Raw genomic sequence first — 18,632 nt, 5'->3', positions numbered from 1 at the left:
TTGTGTGCGTCTATTACTTGTTGTTTTCTTCTTTCAGCACTTTAACGGTGTAACGACCATCCGCCTGACGATATGCGCCGTGGATATCGGTTTCGAAGCCCGGGTAGTGAGCGCCGATTTCGCACAGCATCTGCAGGAACTCCAGCACCGGGCGGCTTTCTTCGGTGATCATCTCACCAGGCATGACCAGCGGTACTCCCGGAGGATACGGCAGGATCATGTTGGCGTTGACGCGGCCTACCATCTCTTCGAGGTACACTTCTTCAGTCTGACCGTGCAGCTCTTTCTGGAACGCGGCATACGGGGTCATCACCATGGATGGCAGCACTTCGAATGCGCGGAACATCAGGTCCGGCAGGTTGTGATGCTCAACCAGTTTATGGATGTTCTGCGCCAGGTCCTGAATACGCATGTTTTCATAGAATTCAGGATCTTCACGGTACAGAGACGGCAGCATGTTTTTCACCCGCAGGTTCAGGTCGAACGCGCGTTTGAAGTCGGTCAGCGCACGCAGCAGGCTCAGCGCTTTTGTCTTATCGATACCGATGCTGAACAGGAACAGCAGGTTGTACGGACCGGTTTTCTCAACCACGATGCCGTGTTCGTCGAGATATTTCGCCACGATGCTTGCCGGAATACCGAAATCATCCATGGTGCCGTCTTTCTTCATTCCCGGAGTCAGCAGCGTGACTTTGATCGGGTCGAGGTACATGTGCTCGTTATCGATGTTTTTGAAACCGTGCCATGCGCTATCGGAGCGCAGCGGCCAGCATTCAGCACCATCGATATGTTCCGGCTGCCATACATCGAAGAACCAGCCTTCAGACTCGCCTTTCAGACGTTTGATCTCTTTACGGAACTTGATAGAACGTTCGATAGAACCGTCGATCAGGCGTTTACCGGCGTTACCGCGCATCATCGCCGCCGCGGTTTCGGTGGAAGCCACGATACCGTAGTGCGGAGAAGTGGTGGTGTGCATCATGTAGGCTTCGTTGAAGGTTTCTTCGTTAACGTCGCCTTTCACGTGGATCATCGAAGCCTGAGAGAATGCCGCCAGCAGTTTATGCGTGGACTGGGTTTCGTAGATCACTTTCCCTTCAACGCGACCGCCGCTCATCCCGCATTTGCCTTCATAGATCGGCGAGAAGTTGGTGTAAGGAACCCATGCGGAGTCAAAGTGGATGGATTTCACATCCAGGGTTTTCTTGATGAAGTCGGTGTTATACAGCAGACCATCATAGGTTGAGTTGGTGATAACCGCGTGTACCGGCCAGGTCGCATTCGGCGTCTCTTTCACACGCTTGGCGATAGTCGCGTGCTGGAACTCGCTCTGCGGGATCCCGCCGAGGATACCGTAGGCGTTACGGGTCGGACGGAAGTAGATCGGCGTAATGTCGCTCATCATCATCAGGTGAGTCAGCGATTTGTGGCAGTTACGGTCAATCAGCACGGTGCTGCCGGCAGGCGCGGAGTACATACCGACGATTTTGTTAGCGGTAGATGTACCGTTGGTCACCATGTAGCTGCGTTCAGCGTTAAACACACGAGCGATATACTCTTCCGCTTCTTTGTGCGGGCCGCTGTGGTCGAGCAGTGAACCCAGTTCAGAAACCGAAATGGAGATATCGGATTTCATGGTGTTGGAACCAAAGAAATCATAGAAGATGCTGCCTACCGGGCTTTTCTGGAACGCGGTACCGCCCATGTGGCCTGGGGTACAGAAGGTATATTTGCCTTCACGTACATATTTGAACAGCGCTTTGGTCAGCGGCGGCAGAATGGTGTCGATGTATTCATCAGTGTTCTGTTTGATTTTGTTCGCGATATCTTCAGCGGCGCCCAGCGCATATTCGAAGAAGCGAACCTGCATGCGCAGATCGTTCAGGCTAACGTCCAGGGTGGAGTAGGTGTTAGCGAAAGCGTACAGCGGCATGTACTCGTTCATTTTGCTGATTTCTTCGCACAGTTCGAGATTGTATTTATCCCAGTCGAAGATCACGCCGCACAGACGAGAGTTGTTTTCGATAAGTTTTAATAAGTCGTCACGGTCGTTCGGGTAGACAATACGGAAGTCCAGGCGTTCGAGAGCACGATGCAGTTCACGGATGGGTTCTTCTTTGAAGTAAACACCCATGTGATTCATGATTGCAATAACGTTCATAGTCAAATCTCCAGATGTAGAAAGCCCCTCCCGTCTCGATGTGACAGGTGATGGAAGGAGCCTCAGGAAAAAGGGTTACTGATTAGTGCGCGTTAGCGGGGCTGTTGTTATCCGTTGCGTTGTTCTGCTGGCGCTGGTGCATTTTGCGACCGTAGAACATCAGGATAATCAGGCTAACGATGAAGGTGCCGGCCAGTTCGAAGGAGCTTGCGCCCATCAGCGCGATGAAGCAGAACACGCAACCCAGTACCGAACAAATCAGGCTAACGAAGTTACGAATGTTGATGCCTTCGAAACGAATCAGGTCAACACAGGAGTAGAAGTAAGGCAGCATGGTCAGCAGTACCGCGATACCGGTCAGTTCGCCGAACAGGTCAGAAGCTTTACCACCGGCGGAATTCATCAGGGTAATCAGCACCATCAGCGCGGTCATTTTCACCGCCGCCAGCAGCAGGCCTTTTTTCGGGATACCGTTGCTATCGACTTCGCCATACACTTTCGGGAAGTTACCGTCGTTGGCGGCACGTACGCCGGCCTGGCCAACCAGCATCATCCACGAGCCCAGAGAAGTCAGGCAAGCAAAGGCGGTGAAAGCGGAAACCATCGGAGCAGCCCAGCCGCCGAGAATGGTAGAAGCGCTAATCGCGAACGGCGCGCCGGATGCGGCCATCTGAGAAGCAGGATACATACCGGCGATAACCTGAGTCGCGGCGATATAGACGATACCAGCCATCGCAGTACCCAGCATGGTTGCCAGCGGTACGGTACGTTTCGGGTTTTTCACCATCCCGGTACTCACTGCGGCGGATTCTACGCCAACGAAGGCCCACAGGCAGAGCAGGATACTTTTAATGACCGCGTGGCTATCAGTGGTGCTGGAGGTGTTCCAGTTCGCTTGATAAGTTGCCGCGTCAAACCAATGCCAGCCGACGACCGCTGTCATCACCACCGGAATAAGCACCAGTACCAGACCAATAGTGGTCAGACGGCTTACCCAGGTCCCGCCGAGCATATTAACGAAAGTAAAGATCCACACGATGGCAATACAGGCAATACCTGCTGGCACCGGGTTATTTAAAATTGGGAAGAACGTAGAGAGATAAGAGACGGCGGTAATACCGATTGCCAGGTTACCAATCCAGTTTGCATGATAATAAAGGACGCCGGTCTGGAAACCGAAGGCCGGAGAAATTTCCCCTGCGTACGCAATTGGACCACCCTGCTGCGGGTTCTTGGTCGCCAGTCGGGCATAAACATAAGCCAAAGACATCGCGCCAATAATAGAAATCACCCAACCCCAAATGGCAATACCACCGATGCTGGCGAGGTTCGCAGGTAATAGTGCAATACCGCTCCCCATCATATTACCGGCGACTACGCCGGTACAGGCAAATAGCCCGATCTTTTTGGCAGAACTCATGGTTGTTTTTCTCCTAAGTTTATTTGGGAGGTACAGATCATGATAGAGAACCATTTATTGACCCGACCAACTGCCAACAAGATTACTGATTCGTACGAGATAAATCCTAAAGATAAAGTGAAATAACTACAAACATCAGACAAATGATATTTTGACCTTTTTCGATTAACATATAAACATGACATGTTGATATCAAAAAAAGATAAACATCGCCTACTTACAAAGAGTTAGAGAGACATTCCGGTGTTGAAATTGTGTTACCAGGCAGGAAAATAACGCTTATTTCAGGTAACAATCAGAGTGCTCATGAGATACATAAATTTAACCTCATCATACTCAAAACCATGAGCATGATGAGGGTTTACTTATTCTGAAGCGAGGAAATTGTCTAGATACGGTACTACGCGGGTGACGGAGGTCTGGAATACTCCGTTTTCAATCCAGTACAAGGTGTTTTCGCCAGGGCGTAAATTAAACGCCGTCAGGTAGGCATCGGCAGCTTCGCGGTTCTGTCCTTTCATCTCATAGACTTTTCCGAGTAGCACGTAATTCATCCACGACATTTCTAAATCAATGCCCGTGTTGATCGCGCTGTACGCTTCATCTATTTTCCCTTTGCCTAACATATCTACCGTTTTTATCTGGTAGAAAATCGCCATATCTTTAATGCCGGGCATTTCACCTACTTTTTCAACCTCGGCATACAGCGTCGCTAATTGTTTTTCATCCAACGGCTGCTGCGAATGACGTAATACATCCACCAGCGCTTTTTCGGCGTATGCATAAATAAAGTCCGGCGATTGTTTAATGACGTCATCAAGTATATCGCTGGCTTTACCTAATGAATCAACATCACCTTTCATTAACAGCTGATGGGCCTGATAAAGACGGGTTAATGAAGGGCTTTGCGCGGGTTGATACTGTTTCAGCATCGCTTTCATGCGATCCGGCCACGGCTGCATTAGCGCGGTTGACAGACTATCCAGCAGGTCATTCTGAATGGTGAGCTGGTTATCCATGGTAATAAAGTAGCGTTTATCGAGCATCGTCGAGCCGTCGGCGTTATCGACCAGTTGCACCGACATAAAGCACTGCTGGGCGCGATAGTGGCGCTGATTAACGAATTCGATGGTCAACGTTTTACCCGAACTGCTGGGCTCGTTGATGTTGTAGTTGGTTTTATCGTGGACCATAAAGGTCGAGAAAGTGTTGAGCGAGGTGGTTACCAGGCTGCCCAACCCTACCGCATAGGCATGCTGCGATGCCCAGTTGTTGCATGAACTGCCGTTTACCAGGTGTATGTCGATATCGCGCGGGTTGAGCAGCAGGCGAGTTTTGGTTTCCGGCGGCCGCGATTCTATCGACGACAAAGCGACTAACGCGACGCAACTGCCCAACGCCAGCAGGAATAGCGTCCATACCCAAAAGGTGGTGATCCGTTTACGTTTTTCCGGCACTGCCGCCGCCGCTGGCGCAGCAGATGAAGGAGAAATAGTCGGTGGCGACGTTTCAGGAACGGTGACAGGGGCCACTGGCGGGACAACCGGCGCCAACTCTTCGCCCTCTTCCGTACACCAAATTACCGGGACCGTCAGCTTGTAGCCGCGTTTGGGCACCGTCGCAATATATTCCATGCTGCCGTCATCGCCGTCTTTCAGTGACTTACGCAACTCGGAAATACTTTGGGTGACGACATGGCTGGTCACCACGTTGCGCGTCCAGACGTGATCGATAAGCTCGTCCCGGCTAAGTACCTCGCCAGGATGTTGAGCAAAGTAGACCAGAAGATCGATTAAACGCGGTTCGAGAGTAAGCTGACGTCCGTTCCGGCTAATTTGGTTTACAGAAGGAGTAACGAGCCATTCCCCAACGCGAACAACAGGTTGTTGCATAAAAAAACCCCAGGACGAAAAGGGAAAGGCGCGATAATACCACATTTCGCCTACCTAATTATGCGGGTGGTCAATACCCCACACGTTTGGCATAAGCTACTCCCTTTATATACAAATCAGTTAACAGTCTATGAACATCGTTGTCATTTAATCCAAAATAGCCAGGGTCTATGCTGCGTCCATCAAGTCGTTAAGGAGACGCATTATGTTATTCGACCACTATTCCTTGCAGGACCTATCGTTAAACAACCGTATCGTGATGCCGCCGATGACGCGTTCCCGCGCCGGAGCCGGTGATGTTGCTACCGATCAGATGGCGGAGTATTACGCCCAACGCGCCAGCGCCGGTTTAATTATCAGCGAAGGCACGCAGATTAGCCAACAGGGACAGGGTTATGCCTGGACGCCGGGCATCTATAATGAAGCGCAGATCGCCGGCTGGAAAAAAGTCACCTCTGCGGTACACCAGGCGGGAGGCAAAATTTTTGCCCAGCTCTGGCACGTAGGGCGTGTCTCCCATACCGTACTGCAGCCGGGCAATGCCGCGCCGGTTTCCTCGTCTGCTATTCAGGCTGAAGGGGTGAAGGTCTTTGTCGATGTCGAAGGCCGCGGCCCGGAAAACGGCGTCGGTGAAATGGTGCAGCACTCGATGCCGCGCGCTCTGACTCGCGAAGAGATCCCGGCTATCATCGAACAATATGCGCAGGCCGCGCGTAACGCTATGGCCGCCGGTTTTGATGGCGTAGAACTACACGGTGCGAATGGCTATCTGATTAATCAGTTTATTGATTCTCGAGAAAACCAGCGCACCGATGAGTACGGTGGTTCATTAACCAATCGCCTGCGTTTCCTCAAAGAAGTCGCGCAGGCCGTTGCCGATGCGATTGGGAAAGAGAAACTGGGTATCCGCCTGGCGCCGCTGACCACCTTAATGGGGTCGAAAGACGATACGCCGGAAGCCACTTATCTGGCGGCGGCCAGCGTCCTTAATGATATCGGCATCGCCTATATTCATATCGCCGAAGCCGACTGGGATGATGCGCCGGTGATGCCCGCCGCCTTTAAAGAAGCGCTGCGCCAGGTGTTCCGCGGCACGATGATTTATTCAGGGAAATACACCGTAGAACGTGCCGAAGAGGCGCTGGCTAAGGGCTGGGCCGACCTGATTGGTTTCGGCCGTCCGTTTATCGCCAACCCGGATCTGCCCTATCGCCTGCAACACAACCTGCCGCTGAACCAGCCAATCAGAGAGCAGTTTTTCGGCGGTGGTAAAGAGGGCTACCTCGACTACCCTACCGTCGATGGGAAGTAAACGCAGCAAATCGCTTCATAGCACTTAAATAAAAAACCCGGCAGCGCTGTGGCATGCCGGGTTAAAAATAAGACTTTCGACGTTTATGTATAATTAATCAATGTGATTAATTATTTATACACTTCCGCCGTTGCTTCAAAGTTCGGCCCATGTTCACGCGCCGCGGTAATAATATAATATTTACCGCCCTTCTCATCTGCCAACTTAGAAAGTTGGTCGTGCAGGTCAGAAGGTGAAGAGAATTGCCCGCCAGACGGCCCCACAGAAATACTGCCCACGTGAGTCAGTTTGAAATGCGAAGCTTCTTCTTTAGTAATTAATTGCGCTGCCGAGGCGCCAAAGGCAACAGCAGAAAGAGCTAAAGCGACTAATACCTTTTTCATCCTACATTCTCCTTGGATTAGAGCCTAATTGAGGCTCTTTCAGTATAGACACTAGATTAATAAGCGCGCTATTTATCGGATTATTTTTCACCGTTCACCGCGCTTAGTAGCGCGACGGTACCCCTTCCGGACGGGTCTTAAAACGACGATGCAGCCACATGTACTGTTCCGGCGCCATCAGGATACATTGCTCAATAATTTTGTTCATCCAGCTGGCGGTAGTTTCCGGGGAATCCAGCGGCGGCGTCGCCTCTGGCTGCAGCGCAATCAGCTCATACCCGGCACCATTGGGCTTTCTTCGCGGAACAAAAGGAACGATGGTGGCTTTTGACATTCTCGCCAGCATCCAGGTACCGGTGGTGGTCGCAGCATTATCCACATTGAAAAAGGGAACAAATACGCTACTGGCGCGACCATAATCATGATCCGGAGCGTACCAGAGGATCTCGCCCTCTTTCAGCGACTTAACCATACCTTTCAAGTTTTTACGATCCAGCATCGTCTTGTTAGAACGCAGCCGTCCCCAGGTTTGCAGCCAGTCGATCAGCGGATTATCATTTGGCCGGTAAACGCCAATCCCCGGCGTGAACATGCCAAACATCCGCGCGCCGAGTTCCAGGGTCAGAAAGTGAATGCCAATTAGCAAAATACCCTGCTTCTGTTCCTGCAGTTCAACGACTTCATTGACGCCACTGGTCTCGGTCCAGCGCTCGACGCGATGGGTTGGCCAGAACCATGCCATGCCGGTTTCCATCAACCCCATGCCCAAAGATTCAAAATTCTTAACCAACATTTCATGACGCTGCGCCGGGCTGAGGTGAGGAAAGCAGAGCTCAAGATTGCGCTGCGCAATACGTACCCTTCCGCGCAAAAAATGCATAGATAAACGCCCCAGACCATGGCCCAGACGATAGATCAGCGGATAAGGAAGTTGTACCACCAGCCACAATAAGCCAATGCCCAGCCATGCCGGCCAGTAACGCGGGTGTAATAATGAAAGAGAGAATTTGGGTAAATGCGACATCTGACTATTGCTCTTCAGGATCCTTGATTTACATGCCAGTGGGAGGCCTCAGTCCGAATTTGCGGATAAGGTACCCGATCCACAACATTTAGTTTTTTCCTATTCGTGCGGTAATACGCATACAAGTGTAGACTATAACCTGTACGCTGCCCTGGTATTAAACGAACTGTGTAACAAATTTATTATTAATTAACCTGATGGTGATATGGAAGATTATATGAGATTTTTTCTCATTTGAAAATAAATGCTAACTAACACTGGTTCGTAGACTTCCACTTCATCAGTAGCGCTGGCTCCAAATTTGAACCATTACGATCGTGCATACCGGCAGTGAAAGGTTAAACAAACCTACCCTATCTCTCTGGCTGACAACTGCGTTCTAAAATCATTCTCTCATTTAACTGTTTTTTTAACTTCATGCATGAACTATCTCTCTCCGTCACAACCGAAAGAAGATTTCGATGTAGAAAACGCTATGCTAGCGAATCCTATCATTTTATATACTCTATTTAAAATTATTAAATAAGCTAACAACACCATATTTAACAACAACTTTTTAAAATATTACAAAATAACAATTAAATTTTTTATGTTGCCATAACCGAACATTACATAGTAAATATAAAGATATAGTTACTATCATAGATAGATCATTTACAAGTTGCTGTAACGAAAATTTACACCAGAAGAATGTAAATCATTGGGGAATTAATAATGGGATACCGAGCAACCGTGTGGGTCATGGCATTTTCATTATGCGGAATCATTTGGTGTGGATTAGTAATCATCATAGCTGGTCTATTTTTTTAGAACTTCCGGAGACCTCATTTTACATCGAGGGCCAGGAGAATAAGAAAAGGGAGAATACACTTCATATCTCCGGCATTTCGATTAACGCGCGCTATGATAAGGAAGGCTAGTCACGGGATAACTGACCCGCTCAATGATTTCACATCTATCAGCCGGAGGTTTTCCCCCATAGAAAAACTGATATTGTTTTTTATCCACCAGATAAACCAAATCATCACCATTGCGAAATGCAGTCACTTCAAATCTAAGTCCGCTATTGGTCCGTCCTTTGAGGCTACCTGAAGCCACTTCGAAGTTATCCCCCCATAACATAGTACTAAGATGATAACTAAAGCGTGATATTAAAACATTTTCCCTGAAATGACACGATAAGCGAACCCCGGAATTTCCCATTGCTGCTACTGAGTTAAGCATGACTAAAGAAACCATAAGATTTTTTATTATCATAAATCCCGTTTGTAATTTTAAGAATTATTGCTGTCAATGATAAAAAAAAGCCACTCATATCAAGTGGCCTAATAAGTGATGTTAGAACAGCATTAGTTTTTATTGATTTAACAATTATTGTATCTTGATAATACAAACATGCAACATAAATAATTTAAAAAGAAAATTTAAAGAACTCACATTATTAAATAACCATTTAAATGAATTAGTATTGTCTATCAGGACTGAAAATAATAATATAATTGAGTTCATAGAAATTTTTATTAGATTAACTTATGCAAAACACGGCGGGCACATCAAATTCCTCCGTTGTAGTTTTCGTCGCTGATGTGTCCGCCACCTATATATGTCTTCCAATTTAATTGAATGCTTCCTGTTTAACAATCGACGCTAAACAATACACATCATTTACAATAAAAATGGAGTAAATATGCGCCTCGCTATTTTTCTTAAAAAGCTATTTGGTTATGAACAGTCTGAATCGCATCTTGAGCATGTGGCTTTATGGGTAAATAGTTTGGGTGGAATACAACATCTCTTACAAAAAATGAATGAACATAACCTTACCCACGTTGTTTCTTCATGGCAAAGCAATAACAAGGCACTCAGCATTGATGCGGCTCAGGTCCTTGAGTTTATAGATTTTTCTGAGCTCCAGCCTCTTGCAGAGAAATGTGGCACCGATATTTTAGGCGCCGCAAACCTGGTAGCGCAGTTTTTACCTATGATTACGCCGAAAGCAGTAATGGATACCGCCACTTCTGGCACAGCGCCCCATAACGCTTAGCAACAATGGGGCATCACAAAAAAACGCTAACAACAATACTACTGCTTGCTATTCTGGTTATCTCACTTTATAGCGGTGGCGCTGCAGTATTGCTTTGGTGCGGACTTTCTTTTCATTATCTTCACTGGAGTACATTTATTATTGTCTGGCTTGAATTTTATGATGTTCGATACTTCAATGTGTTAATTTTTGTTTCTGGATTAGGTTTCGCACTCCCATCCCTAATCGCATGGATTATTTTCTTGATTTTTAAAGCATTCGGGGAATGGTTTTAATCAACCATTCCCCTTTTCTATTTTTCAGTGTGTGAGCGTTTTTTTCAGTACATTTTCGAGTGTGGAATTTACACCAACTCTTGTTGCTCTCGGCAGATGCCCCAGAAAAATCTCTTCTTGTCTTCGTAAAATGGTATCAGCCTTATTTAGCAGTGCAATACCGCTCTCAGTAACGTCTGCCAGAGATACCCTCTTGCCACAGCGTCGTTTATGCTCCCTATTAATAAGCAACTTGCTCTCAAGCGAATCCAGGGTTTTTCTTATCGGTTCATGAAAATGACCAACATATAAATCTAATTCCTTTTGCTTAATAAAAGCGTCATCCGCAATAAGTCGTAAAACCATAAGCTCGCGAAGGGTAACCCCATAAGTGGCCAATCTACTTTCAAGACGCTCCTCCAGTAATCTGGACACAAAAAGTAAATTCAACCCACAATAATCCCAATATCCTCTGAGAGACTCATCCATTTTATTAGCTCCTGTGTAGTTTAAAAATCATACTGTTATTTTTATAATAAGAAGCCAGGCCACCAGGGCCTGGCTTTGCAACTATTTATCACTTCCCTGTGGTGTTGGCTTTTCTACTTTCTTATTCGCCCCTGCATCTTTACTCTCTTCTTGCTTTATTGTTATCACAGGTAAAGAACCATAATCAACGTGAACTTTTTTAAGCTCATCAATAATATCTTTCGTGATATTACTTCTCGAATCTATTGCAATCACTTGATTCTGGCTCAGTACCACATCTATTTTATGATTGACCCGGTACGCCTCAACGGCGGCAGCGATCGTCTTCATGCTGATTTCCCTGGCATGACGCTGTTCTGCCTGCCACTGGTTATTAAGTATCGTTTGATCTGCCAGCGCGCTTTTTTGTTTCTGCTCCGGTGTCATCTCCGCATAACGCGCTTCAGCATCCTTACCGGCCTGCAACAAAATATCATGCACTTTTTGCTGTCGGGCCTGCTCCTGCTTGCCAATAACCGACTGTGTTAATACCTTCCCTGGTTCAAGGTAAGCAATTTTTAGCTGCATTTTATCTCCCTGGTCACAACCTGATAATGTTGACAGTATCAGGCCAGAAATAAATATATTGCGTACAACATTAAAATACTTTAAACGCATAATAAACCTTCGACAGCCCCCCGAAGGGGGCGTGATTTTAGAAATTAACTTTAAACCCGACCATCGCCTGGGTATCACTGTAACCTTTGTCCCCAATTTGCTGGGCGATATTGCCCCACAGGTTCACGTTTTTATTCAGCTTCGCTTCAACACCGGTTTTCAGCTCACCAATATTGCGTGTTCCCGCGACTTTAACCGGCACGCCATCCAGGCCTGCGGTGAAGTCCTTGGTATTGTGGATCCAGTTCGCTTCGATAAACGGCTCAAACGTCCGGTCCTTACCATTATCCAGCTTGGCATTGTGTCCTTTGATAAAGAACCGGGCGCCCAGACGGGTCTGAACGTTATCATCGCCACCGAATTGCACGACCGTACCGTTCTGCTCTTTATGATCGTCTGCTTTGACACCCATCCAGGTCACCTGGGCCTGCGGCTGTACGTAATAGCTTTCATGATCGTTACGTTCGCCCACTTTCCAGGTATAACCCGTCTCCACCGATGCAGTCAGACCTTTCGATTTATAGCTTTCTGAAGAAGCGCCTTTCGATGACACGCTGTTATCAAACCAGTTGTACAGCATCCAGGTATCGACATAGGCGCCGGTTTTCTCTTCGTTATCCTGGAACCAGGTACCGTAAAGACCGGTGCTGTAGCCGTTGACGCTGCCGTCCGCAGAGTAACCATTACGGTGGTTGCGCGTGTTGCTGTGCTGATTCGCATACCCCGCCATGATACCAAGATGGAATCGATCGGCCCCGTCGCTGCTCCACTGGGCTATATCACCGCCCAGTTGCGCAACATAGCGATTCGCCTGGGTTTTGTTCTGGCCGCTGCCATCATTAGAACGAGTGTGGCCGCCGACCTGGCGCAGCCACAGGCTGGTGGTCTGCTCCTGGCCCAGGGCATCGACATAGTGGGTCTCACCGAGGCGATCGTGCAGCGTCATGTTGAACAGGGTGTTCGCCGCCTGCATGTTGCTGGCGTACGCCTTACCTTCCGGACGAATATCCGGGGTATGCGGTTTATCGCCACCGCCATTATCAGGTGTGTCTCCGCCATTATCCGGATTGACCGGATCTACCGGCGTTTCCCCGTTGTTGGTCAGGTACCAGTTACCGGCATTACCGCCCTGCCCACGCGCCAGGGTGTAGTCGTAGGCGCCGGCAACAATACGTCCTTTCTGGGTGAACTCACCGGCAGAGTTTCCACCGACGGAAACCACCTCAATCCCATTGAGGGTTTTCGCACCGCTGCCGCCGGCATTGGTCACCGCCACCTGGGTGGTGCCGCTGGTATTGCCGTCCACCACCAGTTTGTCGGTGAGCGAGTTATCGCCGCCGAGTTGGGTGTTGAGGTTCAGCGTACCGCCGTTACCGGCATAATCCCCGGCAACATGCAACGTGTTACCTGCCGTCGTTGCGCCCGGCGCGCTGACGTTGATCACCCCGCTGTTACTCAGGTTTTGACCGATGGTAAAGGTATGTCCTGCGCTCGCGCTGGTATCAAGCGCGCCAATGGTCAGCGTACCGCGGTTGTTCACATCGCCGGCCGTGCCGCCAAAGCCGCCAAACTGCGTACCTTCCGCCACATTCACGGTGGAGGAGGCCAGCATGACGTCATTACCGTCGCTGCCCAGTTGCAGGCCGCCGGCATTCAGGTTGGTGGTACCGGTGTACTGCGCGGCGTCGGCGGTCATCGTGACCAGACCGGAACCGTTTTTGTCCACATCGCCGCTGCCGGTAAGGCTATTGCTCAGCAGGCCCTGTACGCCTTCGTTCAGCGCCAGCAGACCGTTATCCACGATTGCCGCGGAGCCCAGACCGGCAATGTCGTTCAGTTCCACCGTGGCGCCGCTGGCGATGGTGTTTGCCGCGTTCATCTGCACATTCGCGCCATTGACCGTCAGGATACCGCCGTTAACCGCCAGCGCTCCGTTCCCGGTCAGCCCGCCGTTCACGGTACCGCCATTGGCAGTGGCCAGGCTGCCGCCATTAAAGTCGGTGGTCGCCCCAGCATCGGTATTCAGCAGGCCAACGCTCTGGCTGTGGCCATTCAGGTCGACGGTGGTATCCGCCGCCTGATGCAGTTCCGATGTCTGCCCCAGCACGTTATCGTTGTTCGCCAGCAGCGTACCGCTGCGAACGTCGGTTTTCCCGGTATAGTCGTTCGCCAGATTCGACAGCGAGACGGTATTGCCCGCGCCGCCATCAATCGCCAGGTCGCCCGCGCCGGTGACCTGGGCGCTGAGATCTGCCGCCGCGCCGGTGGCGCCCTGCGCATTCAGCGTCAGCGCATTATCACCGCTGGTCAGCAGCTCGACTTTCGTCAGACCATAGTTGATGTACAGACCATCGCTGTTGTCGCCGGAGGTCAGACGGTAATCGTAGGTGGCGTTGGCCACCGTTTCCCCGTTCTGCATCACGGCGCTGCTCACCGCATCCGTGACCGCCTTGCCGTTGCGGTCCAGCAGAGTCAGGTTGCCGCCGTATGCCGATACGCTGCCGGTGGAGCCGGCCAGCTTCAGAGAGATATCGCCGTCATCCTGCGCCAGCAAATTGACCGCGTTATCAGGCATCGTCGGGCCGTTAAATACCGGGCTGTCGGTGTTCACCTGCACGTTGCCGGTACCGCTGATATCCAGGTTGCCGGTGGTGGTGATATAGGCATCCGATACCGACTTACCGACCGTGTCAGTATCAAATACCGCCGTACCGCCGTTGAACGCCAGGCCGCCAATCTGTTGGGTACCTTTTGCTACGTCAGTGATACTGCCTTCTCCCAGCTTCAGGGTGGCGTCTGACAGTGCCTGGTTAGTGGCAGTCGTTGCGCCATCCAGTACGAAGTGGCTGTTGGTCAGCTCCACCGTCCCGGCGAAGCCGTCGGCCTTGTTGTTATCGGTAAAGGCAAAGGTATGGTCCTGCCCCCCGAGATCGACGGTCACCAGGCCATCGCCCTGCAGGTGGCTGGCGAAATCGAGGTCCGTGCTGTCCTGCATCGCCAGCGTACTGGTGCTGTCGATGTTCCAGCGGGCATCCGCAGCCGTTAAATCAAGCTGGGTATGATCGAGCGTGAAGGTGGAGTTATTCTTCAGCTCCACATCGGACATGTGCTGGATTTTGTCGGCATCCTTCAGGGTATAAACCGAATTGTTGAGAGCCAGCGTGTTGTGGCCCGCGCCGCCATCCAGGGTGGTGAACAACACCGGGTTTTCCTCTGCGGTGATATTCGTCAGTTCGAACAGGTCATCGCCCGCGCCGGTGGTGAACGCGGTTTTAGCCTGGCTGCCGTGCTCCAGGGTTACCGTGTTATTGCCGCTCAGCAGATTGACGGCGCCGGTCAGGTTACCGTTAGCCTGGTTGGTAAAGTGCACCGCCTGCTTATCCACATTCATCACCAGCGCATCAGCGGCCATAGAGGCAATGGTGCCGCTGTTCATAAAGTCCGTGGTGTGGCCATTGTTGATATCCACCACCTGCGTGGCGGATGCCGATGCCAGCAGACCCGACTGTTCAACGTGCGCCGTTTGCCCGCCGATGACCAGCGCAGAGCCGCCGCTGGCATCATTAACATTGACGCTGACGCCGGTTTTAATATCCCCGGAGGTATTGGTGGTCATCCCGCGCCCTTCGGCGCTGTTGACGTTCACAACCAGGGCCTGGGACTGAGACATATCGTAGGCGTTGTCGGTCATCGAGCCGTCGGCATTCTGGAACAACAGACCGGTACCGCTGCCGATGACGTTTATCACGCCGCTGTTGCTCTGCGCCAGCGAAGCCGAAGTACGGACACCCGCGCCGTTATGGGCGTTGATTGTCGTGTTATCCAGATGGATACCGGCAATTTCAGCCTTGTTTTCAATGCCGTTGCCGGTACTAATCGGATCCATGTTGATGGTGGCATCTTTGACCGTAAGTCCCGTAGCGCCGTCATCCAGCAGGATACCGTGCGCCGACCCGGTAGCATGGGTAACGCCGCTACCGGTCAGATTGAGCGACGCGCCATCAGACAGCCTGAATGCGGCCCGACCATCGGTTGCGGTAATCACCCCGGTGTTGTTGACCGTCGAATCCGCGCCGAGAATATCGACGGCGGTACCATTCACGCTAATAGAAGAGGTATTATTCAGCGTCCCGCCGTTGATCAGTACACCCGTGCTGTCCGCCGCCGCCAGATCGATAGTCCCGCTGTGGTTCAGCGTACCGCCGGTCAGTACCTTGTAGCCCAGGGCCCCGACGGCGACGTTATCCCCGTTCAGTACCGCGGCGCTGTTCAGAACGGATGCGCCGGTAGCGCCTTCTTCGCCGGTGATCGTCGTCGAGCCGCCACGGACGATCCCTGCCGTCGCGCCGTTCTGCGCAAGGCTAATATTGGTACTGGCGTCAATTGTCGCTTCCGCGCCGCCTTCCACGCGTAGCGCCGTCGCATCCTGGCCATTCACACGCAGCGTCATACCGGCCGTATTGATGTTGCTGGCCACCGTATTCTCGTCATTGCTGCCGGTCGCCAGCAGAATGGTGCTGCCGGCGCCGGACGCCGTCAGATCGCCGCCAGCCGCGGCATAGGCGGCCCCGCCGGAAATGCGATAGAGCGTGGAGCCATCCGTGCTGACGCTCTGCACGCTGTGGCTGTTAGTAATAGACGAATCGGCGCCATGGATGACATAACCCGTCTGGTTAACCCCGCTGACGAAATTAACGTTACCGCCATCAACGGCAGCCACACCGCCCTCTTTCACATACACGCCAATCGCGCCGTCTCCGGTCAGATCAACGTTCCCGGTGAGCGTGGCTTTCGCCCCCTTCCCTTGTGACACAATACCGTAGTTGGGCGTCTTGCTCTGACCGTCGATCCCTTGAGCGACCACGATGGTACCGGAGTTGGTCGCTTCGGCCCTCTCACGCACGTTCATCCCCACGCCGTTAACGCCGTTCAGCGTAATGGTCCCGCTGTTTTCCGCCTGAGAGAATACCCAGACATCCATGGCAATGGACTGCGCAGGCACCTTGCCTTCAGGAGAATAAGCGCTGTTAATAGTGATCGTCCCTGCCTGGTTGACGGTGCCGCCTACGGATTTGATGGCGGTAACGCCGTGCGTCAGCGCGCCGGTGGTAATATCGCCGTTGTTAGTAAAGTTAGCGTTCGTGACCGCCACGCCCGTCACCCCGACCCAGTCCACCGCCACATCTTCACTGACATCCGTCAGGTTGCGCTGCGCTGATCGACCAATAGAAATGGTGCCGTTATTCACCATCGAGACGCTGCGGTCATCAGACCCCCGCCCAGCCAGACTGACCCCGATATTAGCAACGCCATTTCCCAGCACGCTGGAGGTCTGCGTGTTCGATGCGACGTTGATTGCGCCATTGTTAGTAACGTTGCTATCGCCCAGAGCTTGAATGCCAAGTTGTTGAGCATAACTCTGTGGGGAGGTGACGTTGATCACCCCGTCGTTAATGATGTCACTATCCCTTGCTGTAATGGCGGTAATCCGGCCAACTTGTACTAAATTAGCCATATTCTGGCCATTGTAATTAAAGGCGCCCACTTCCTGGTTAGTGCCCGCATCAATCACGCCGGTGGCCATGTTATGGACGGAACTGTTGTCCGCCGAAATAACATACCCGCCGCTGGTGATATTGCTGTAGAAAGCCCCAATGTCCCCAGAGTTGGTCAGCTGTGCCCCATTCTCAACCCGGACCAAACTAGCATCAGAGCGGAACGTCTGAATATTGGCGCCATCGGCGATATTGACCTTAGCACCCGGGCCAGTGGCATAAATATAGGCAACCCGATTTTTATTAATTGTCTGAACAACCGGGTCACCTGCACTCACGCTGTCAATCGCTTCAATAGACCCTGGAGTTAGCGCCTTGTAAAACTCGGATTCATAATCCGCTGGTGAGAGACGATTTTCCTGCAGCGCTTTAATCAGCGCAGTGTTATAGGCCTTAATGTCATCCAGATTATTAATGGTGAATGAGCCAATTTTAGAGTCAATGGTTCCCCCTACAGGGACCTGAAAACCGGCCACAGAACGTGGAGTGGTACTACCTATGCTGGCGATATTTCCCAGCGAGACAATCGTTTTCCCGTTGTAATTTAACGTCCCGCCATCTTCAACTTTATAAACCGCCGAGGTAAATTTTGACTCGGTACCGCTGCTCTTCATGATGATATTGACAAAGTTAGCCGGATTATTGACCCACTCTGAAGATTTGTCTCCGACATCGACATTTAGCGTCGAATCAGAGGAAATATCGTAAATAAATTTATCGACATACTGACCCTCTGGACCAACATCATAGTGGTTAGCAAAAGTAAAATCGGCAAGAGAAGTTGTAAACATGTCATCATTATCGAACACGTTAATCGTTCGTTTATTACCCGTAACAGGGTCGATAACTGTTGTAGTATCGCTTAGCCCACCCTGCTGGACATTAAACGCATTCACAAATTCAGTACCTTTGGTCAAAATTCCTTGTTCAAAGGCGTCTTTAACGGAGATATTTCGAAATCCGATATCATTCCCCAGCAGCTCAGCAAACCCTTTTCCGCTTCCCTGGATCAGATTATCGTTGCCGGAAATAACAATGGTGTCAGAGGTGGGGGTAAAAGGCGTAACCTCCCTATCTGCAGCAAAGGCTGAGGAAGATATCAGCGAAGCACTACCAAGCAGGCCTGCCGCCCAGGCGCGAATCAGGCGGGACGTTTTGGTTTTCTTCTTTCCAGCGGCAAATTCTCCTGCAACGACCCAGTCCTGCAATGATTCGTTCCAAATAATTTTATACGATTTATTCATCTGTTATTTATCCTGTTTTCACGCGGTATTTATGAAATAAAGAGTTGTAGCCCTCTTCTAATAAACAGTTAAAAATAAACTAACCTTCAATGCCTTAGCGTCATAAGGATCTGTTACCATTACTTTAGTGGTGAAACTTTATTGTTCAATCCACCCCACATCCACTAAAAACACCTTTTAAAAAAGCTGAATAACTT

Annotated in this window: 11 protein-coding genes; 2 read left to right on the top strand and 9 right to left on the bottom strand. The window is 50.6% G+C overall.

The window, feature by feature from the left end:
* Positions 1 to 13: 13 nt before the first annotated feature.
* The 3 genes from cadA to cadC all read right to left on the bottom strand — a co-directional run bounded on the left by cadA (position 14) and on the right by cadC (position 5,473).
* Positions 14 to 2,161, bottom strand: a complete 2,148-nt coding sequence (gene cadA / locus EAE_RS13480; RefSeq protein ID WP_015367858.1) for a lysine decarboxylase CadA — start codon at positions 2,159 to 2,161, stop codon at positions 14 to 16.
* An 82-nt stretch (positions 2,162 to 2,243) separates the two neighbouring features.
* Complete coding sequence (gene cadB, locus EAE_RS13475) at positions 2,244 to 3,581, bottom strand: cadaverine/lysine antiporter (protein WP_015367859.1); 1,338 nt, start codon at positions 3,579 to 3,581, stop codon at positions 2,244 to 2,246.
* A gap of 365 nt (positions 3,582 to 3,946) precedes the next feature.
* On the bottom strand, positions 3,947 to 5,473 hold the full coding sequence (cadC, locus tag EAE_RS13470) for a lysine decarboxylation/transport transcriptional activator CadC (RefSeq protein ID WP_015704648.1): 1,527 nt from the start codon (positions 5,471 to 5,473) through the stop codon (positions 3,947 to 3,949).
* 205 nt (positions 5,474 to 5,678) lie between these two features.
* On the opposite strand from cadC, the gene EAE_RS13465 reads away from it, so the two are divergent.
* Positions 5,679 to 6,785: an alkene reductase gene (locus tag EAE_RS13465; protein WP_015704647.1), complete on the top strand. Its 1,107-nt coding sequence runs from the start codon at positions 5,679 to 5,681 to the stop codon at positions 6,783 to 6,785.
* A 110-nt stretch (positions 6,786 to 6,895) separates the two neighbouring features.
* Here EAE_RS13465 and EAE_RS13460 read toward each other — a convergent pair whose 3' ends face one another.
* From EAE_RS13460 to EAE_RS25245, 3 genes are all read right to left on the bottom strand, one after another.
* Positions 6,896 to 7,168, bottom strand: coding sequence for a YdgH/BhsA/McbA family protein (locus EAE_RS13460; protein ID WP_015367862.1), 273 nt, complete (start codon positions 7,166 to 7,168; stop codon positions 6,896 to 6,898).
* Between the two features lie 103 nt (positions 7,169 to 7,271).
* Complete coding sequence (locus tag EAE_RS13455; protein WP_015704646.1) at positions 7,272 to 8,192, bottom strand: Kdo(2)-lipid IV(A) acyltransferase; 921 nt, start codon at positions 8,190 to 8,192, stop codon at positions 7,272 to 7,274.
* Between the two features lie 891 nt (positions 8,193 to 9,083).
* On the bottom strand, positions 9,084 to 9,449 hold the full coding sequence (locus tag EAE_RS25245; protein WP_075208683.1) for a hypothetical protein: 366 nt from the start codon (positions 9,447 to 9,449) through the stop codon (positions 9,084 to 9,086).
* Positions 9,450 to 9,879: 430 nt separating this feature from the next.
* Between EAE_RS25245 and EAE_RS13445 the strand changes: the two genes are divergently transcribed.
* Positions 9,880 to 10,236: a YidB family protein gene (locus EAE_RS13445; protein WP_015704645.1), complete on the top strand. Its 357-nt coding sequence runs from the start codon at positions 9,880 to 9,882 to the stop codon at positions 10,234 to 10,236.
* Positions 10,237 to 10,535: 299 nt separating this feature from the next.
* On the opposite strand, the gene EAE_RS13440 is transcribed toward EAE_RS13445, so the two are convergent.
* From EAE_RS13440 to EAE_RS13430, 3 genes are all read right to left on the bottom strand, one after another.
* Positions 10,536 to 10,979, bottom strand: a complete 444-nt coding sequence (locus tag EAE_RS13440) for a helix-turn-helix domain-containing protein (RefSeq protein WP_015704644.1) — start codon at positions 10,977 to 10,979, stop codon at positions 10,536 to 10,538.
* 81 nt (positions 10,980 to 11,060) lie between these two features.
* The gene (locus tag EAE_RS13435) at positions 11,061 to 11,636 is read right to left on the bottom strand and encodes an OmpH/Skp family outer membrane protein (protein WP_223848488.1); all 576 of its coding nucleotides are present in this window, start codon (positions 11,634 to 11,636) and stop codon (positions 11,061 to 11,063) included.
* A gap of 37 nt (positions 11,637 to 11,673) precedes the next feature.
* Positions 11,674 to 18,435: an autotransporter outer membrane beta-barrel domain-containing protein gene (locus tag EAE_RS13430; protein ID WP_015704642.1), complete on the bottom strand. Its 6,762-nt coding sequence runs from the start codon at positions 18,433 to 18,435 to the stop codon at positions 11,674 to 11,676.
* Between the last annotated feature and the right edge of the window lie 197 nt (positions 18,436 to 18,632).

Source organism: Klebsiella aerogenes KCTC 2190 (assembly GCF_000215745.1).
In the GTDB taxonomy this organism is placed as follows: Bacteria; Pseudomonadota; Gammaproteobacteria; order Enterobacterales; family Enterobacteriaceae; genus Klebsiella; species Klebsiella aerogenes.
The sequence above is the reverse complement of the archived record's forward strand: the minus strand, read 5'-3'. Positions and strand labels throughout refer to the sequence as shown.

What these genes read in the sequence shown, in the direction of transcription:
- cadA (WP_015367858.1), bottom strand. Translation starts at nt 2,161, where the DNA reads ATGAACGTTATTGCAATCATGAATCACATGGGTGTTTACTTCAAAGAA.
- cadB (WP_015367859.1), bottom strand. Translation starts at nt 3,581, where the DNA reads ATGAGTTCTGCCAAAAAGATCGGGCTATTTGCCTGTACCGGCGTAGTC.
- cadC (WP_015704648.1), bottom strand. Translation starts at nt 5,473, where the DNA reads ATGCAACAACCTGTTGTTCGCGTTGGGGAATGGCTCGTTACTCCTTCT.
- EAE_RS13465 (WP_015704647.1), top strand. Translation starts at nt 5,679, where the DNA reads ATGTTATTCGACCACTATTCCTTGCAGGACCTATCGTTAAACAACCGT.
- EAE_RS13460 (WP_015367862.1), bottom strand. Translation starts at nt 7,168, where the DNA reads ATGAAAAAGGTATTAGTCGCTTTAGCTCTTTCTGCTGTTGCCTTTGGC.
- EAE_RS13455 (WP_015704646.1), bottom strand. Translation starts at nt 8,192, where the DNA reads ATGTCGCATTTACCCAAATTCTCTCTTTCATTATTACACCCGCGTTAC.
- EAE_RS25245 (WP_075208683.1), bottom strand. Translation starts at nt 9,449, where the DNA reads ATGATAATAAAAAATCTTATGGTTTCTTTAGTCATGCTTAACTCAGTA.
- EAE_RS13445 (WP_015704645.1), top strand. Translation starts at nt 9,880, where the DNA reads ATGCGCCTCGCTATTTTTCTTAAAAAGCTATTTGGTTATGAACAGTCT.
- EAE_RS13440 (WP_015704644.1), bottom strand. Translation starts at nt 10,979, where the DNA reads ATGGATGAGTCTCTCAGAGGATATTGGGATTATTGTGGGTTGAATTTA.
- EAE_RS13435 (WP_223848488.1), bottom strand. Translation starts at nt 11,636, where the DNA reads ATGCGTTTAAAGTATTTTAATGTTGTACGCAATATATTTATTTCTGGC.
- EAE_RS13430 (WP_015704642.1), bottom strand. Translation starts at nt 18,435, where the DNA reads ATGAATAAATCGTATAAAATTATTTGGAACGAATCATTGCAGGACTGG.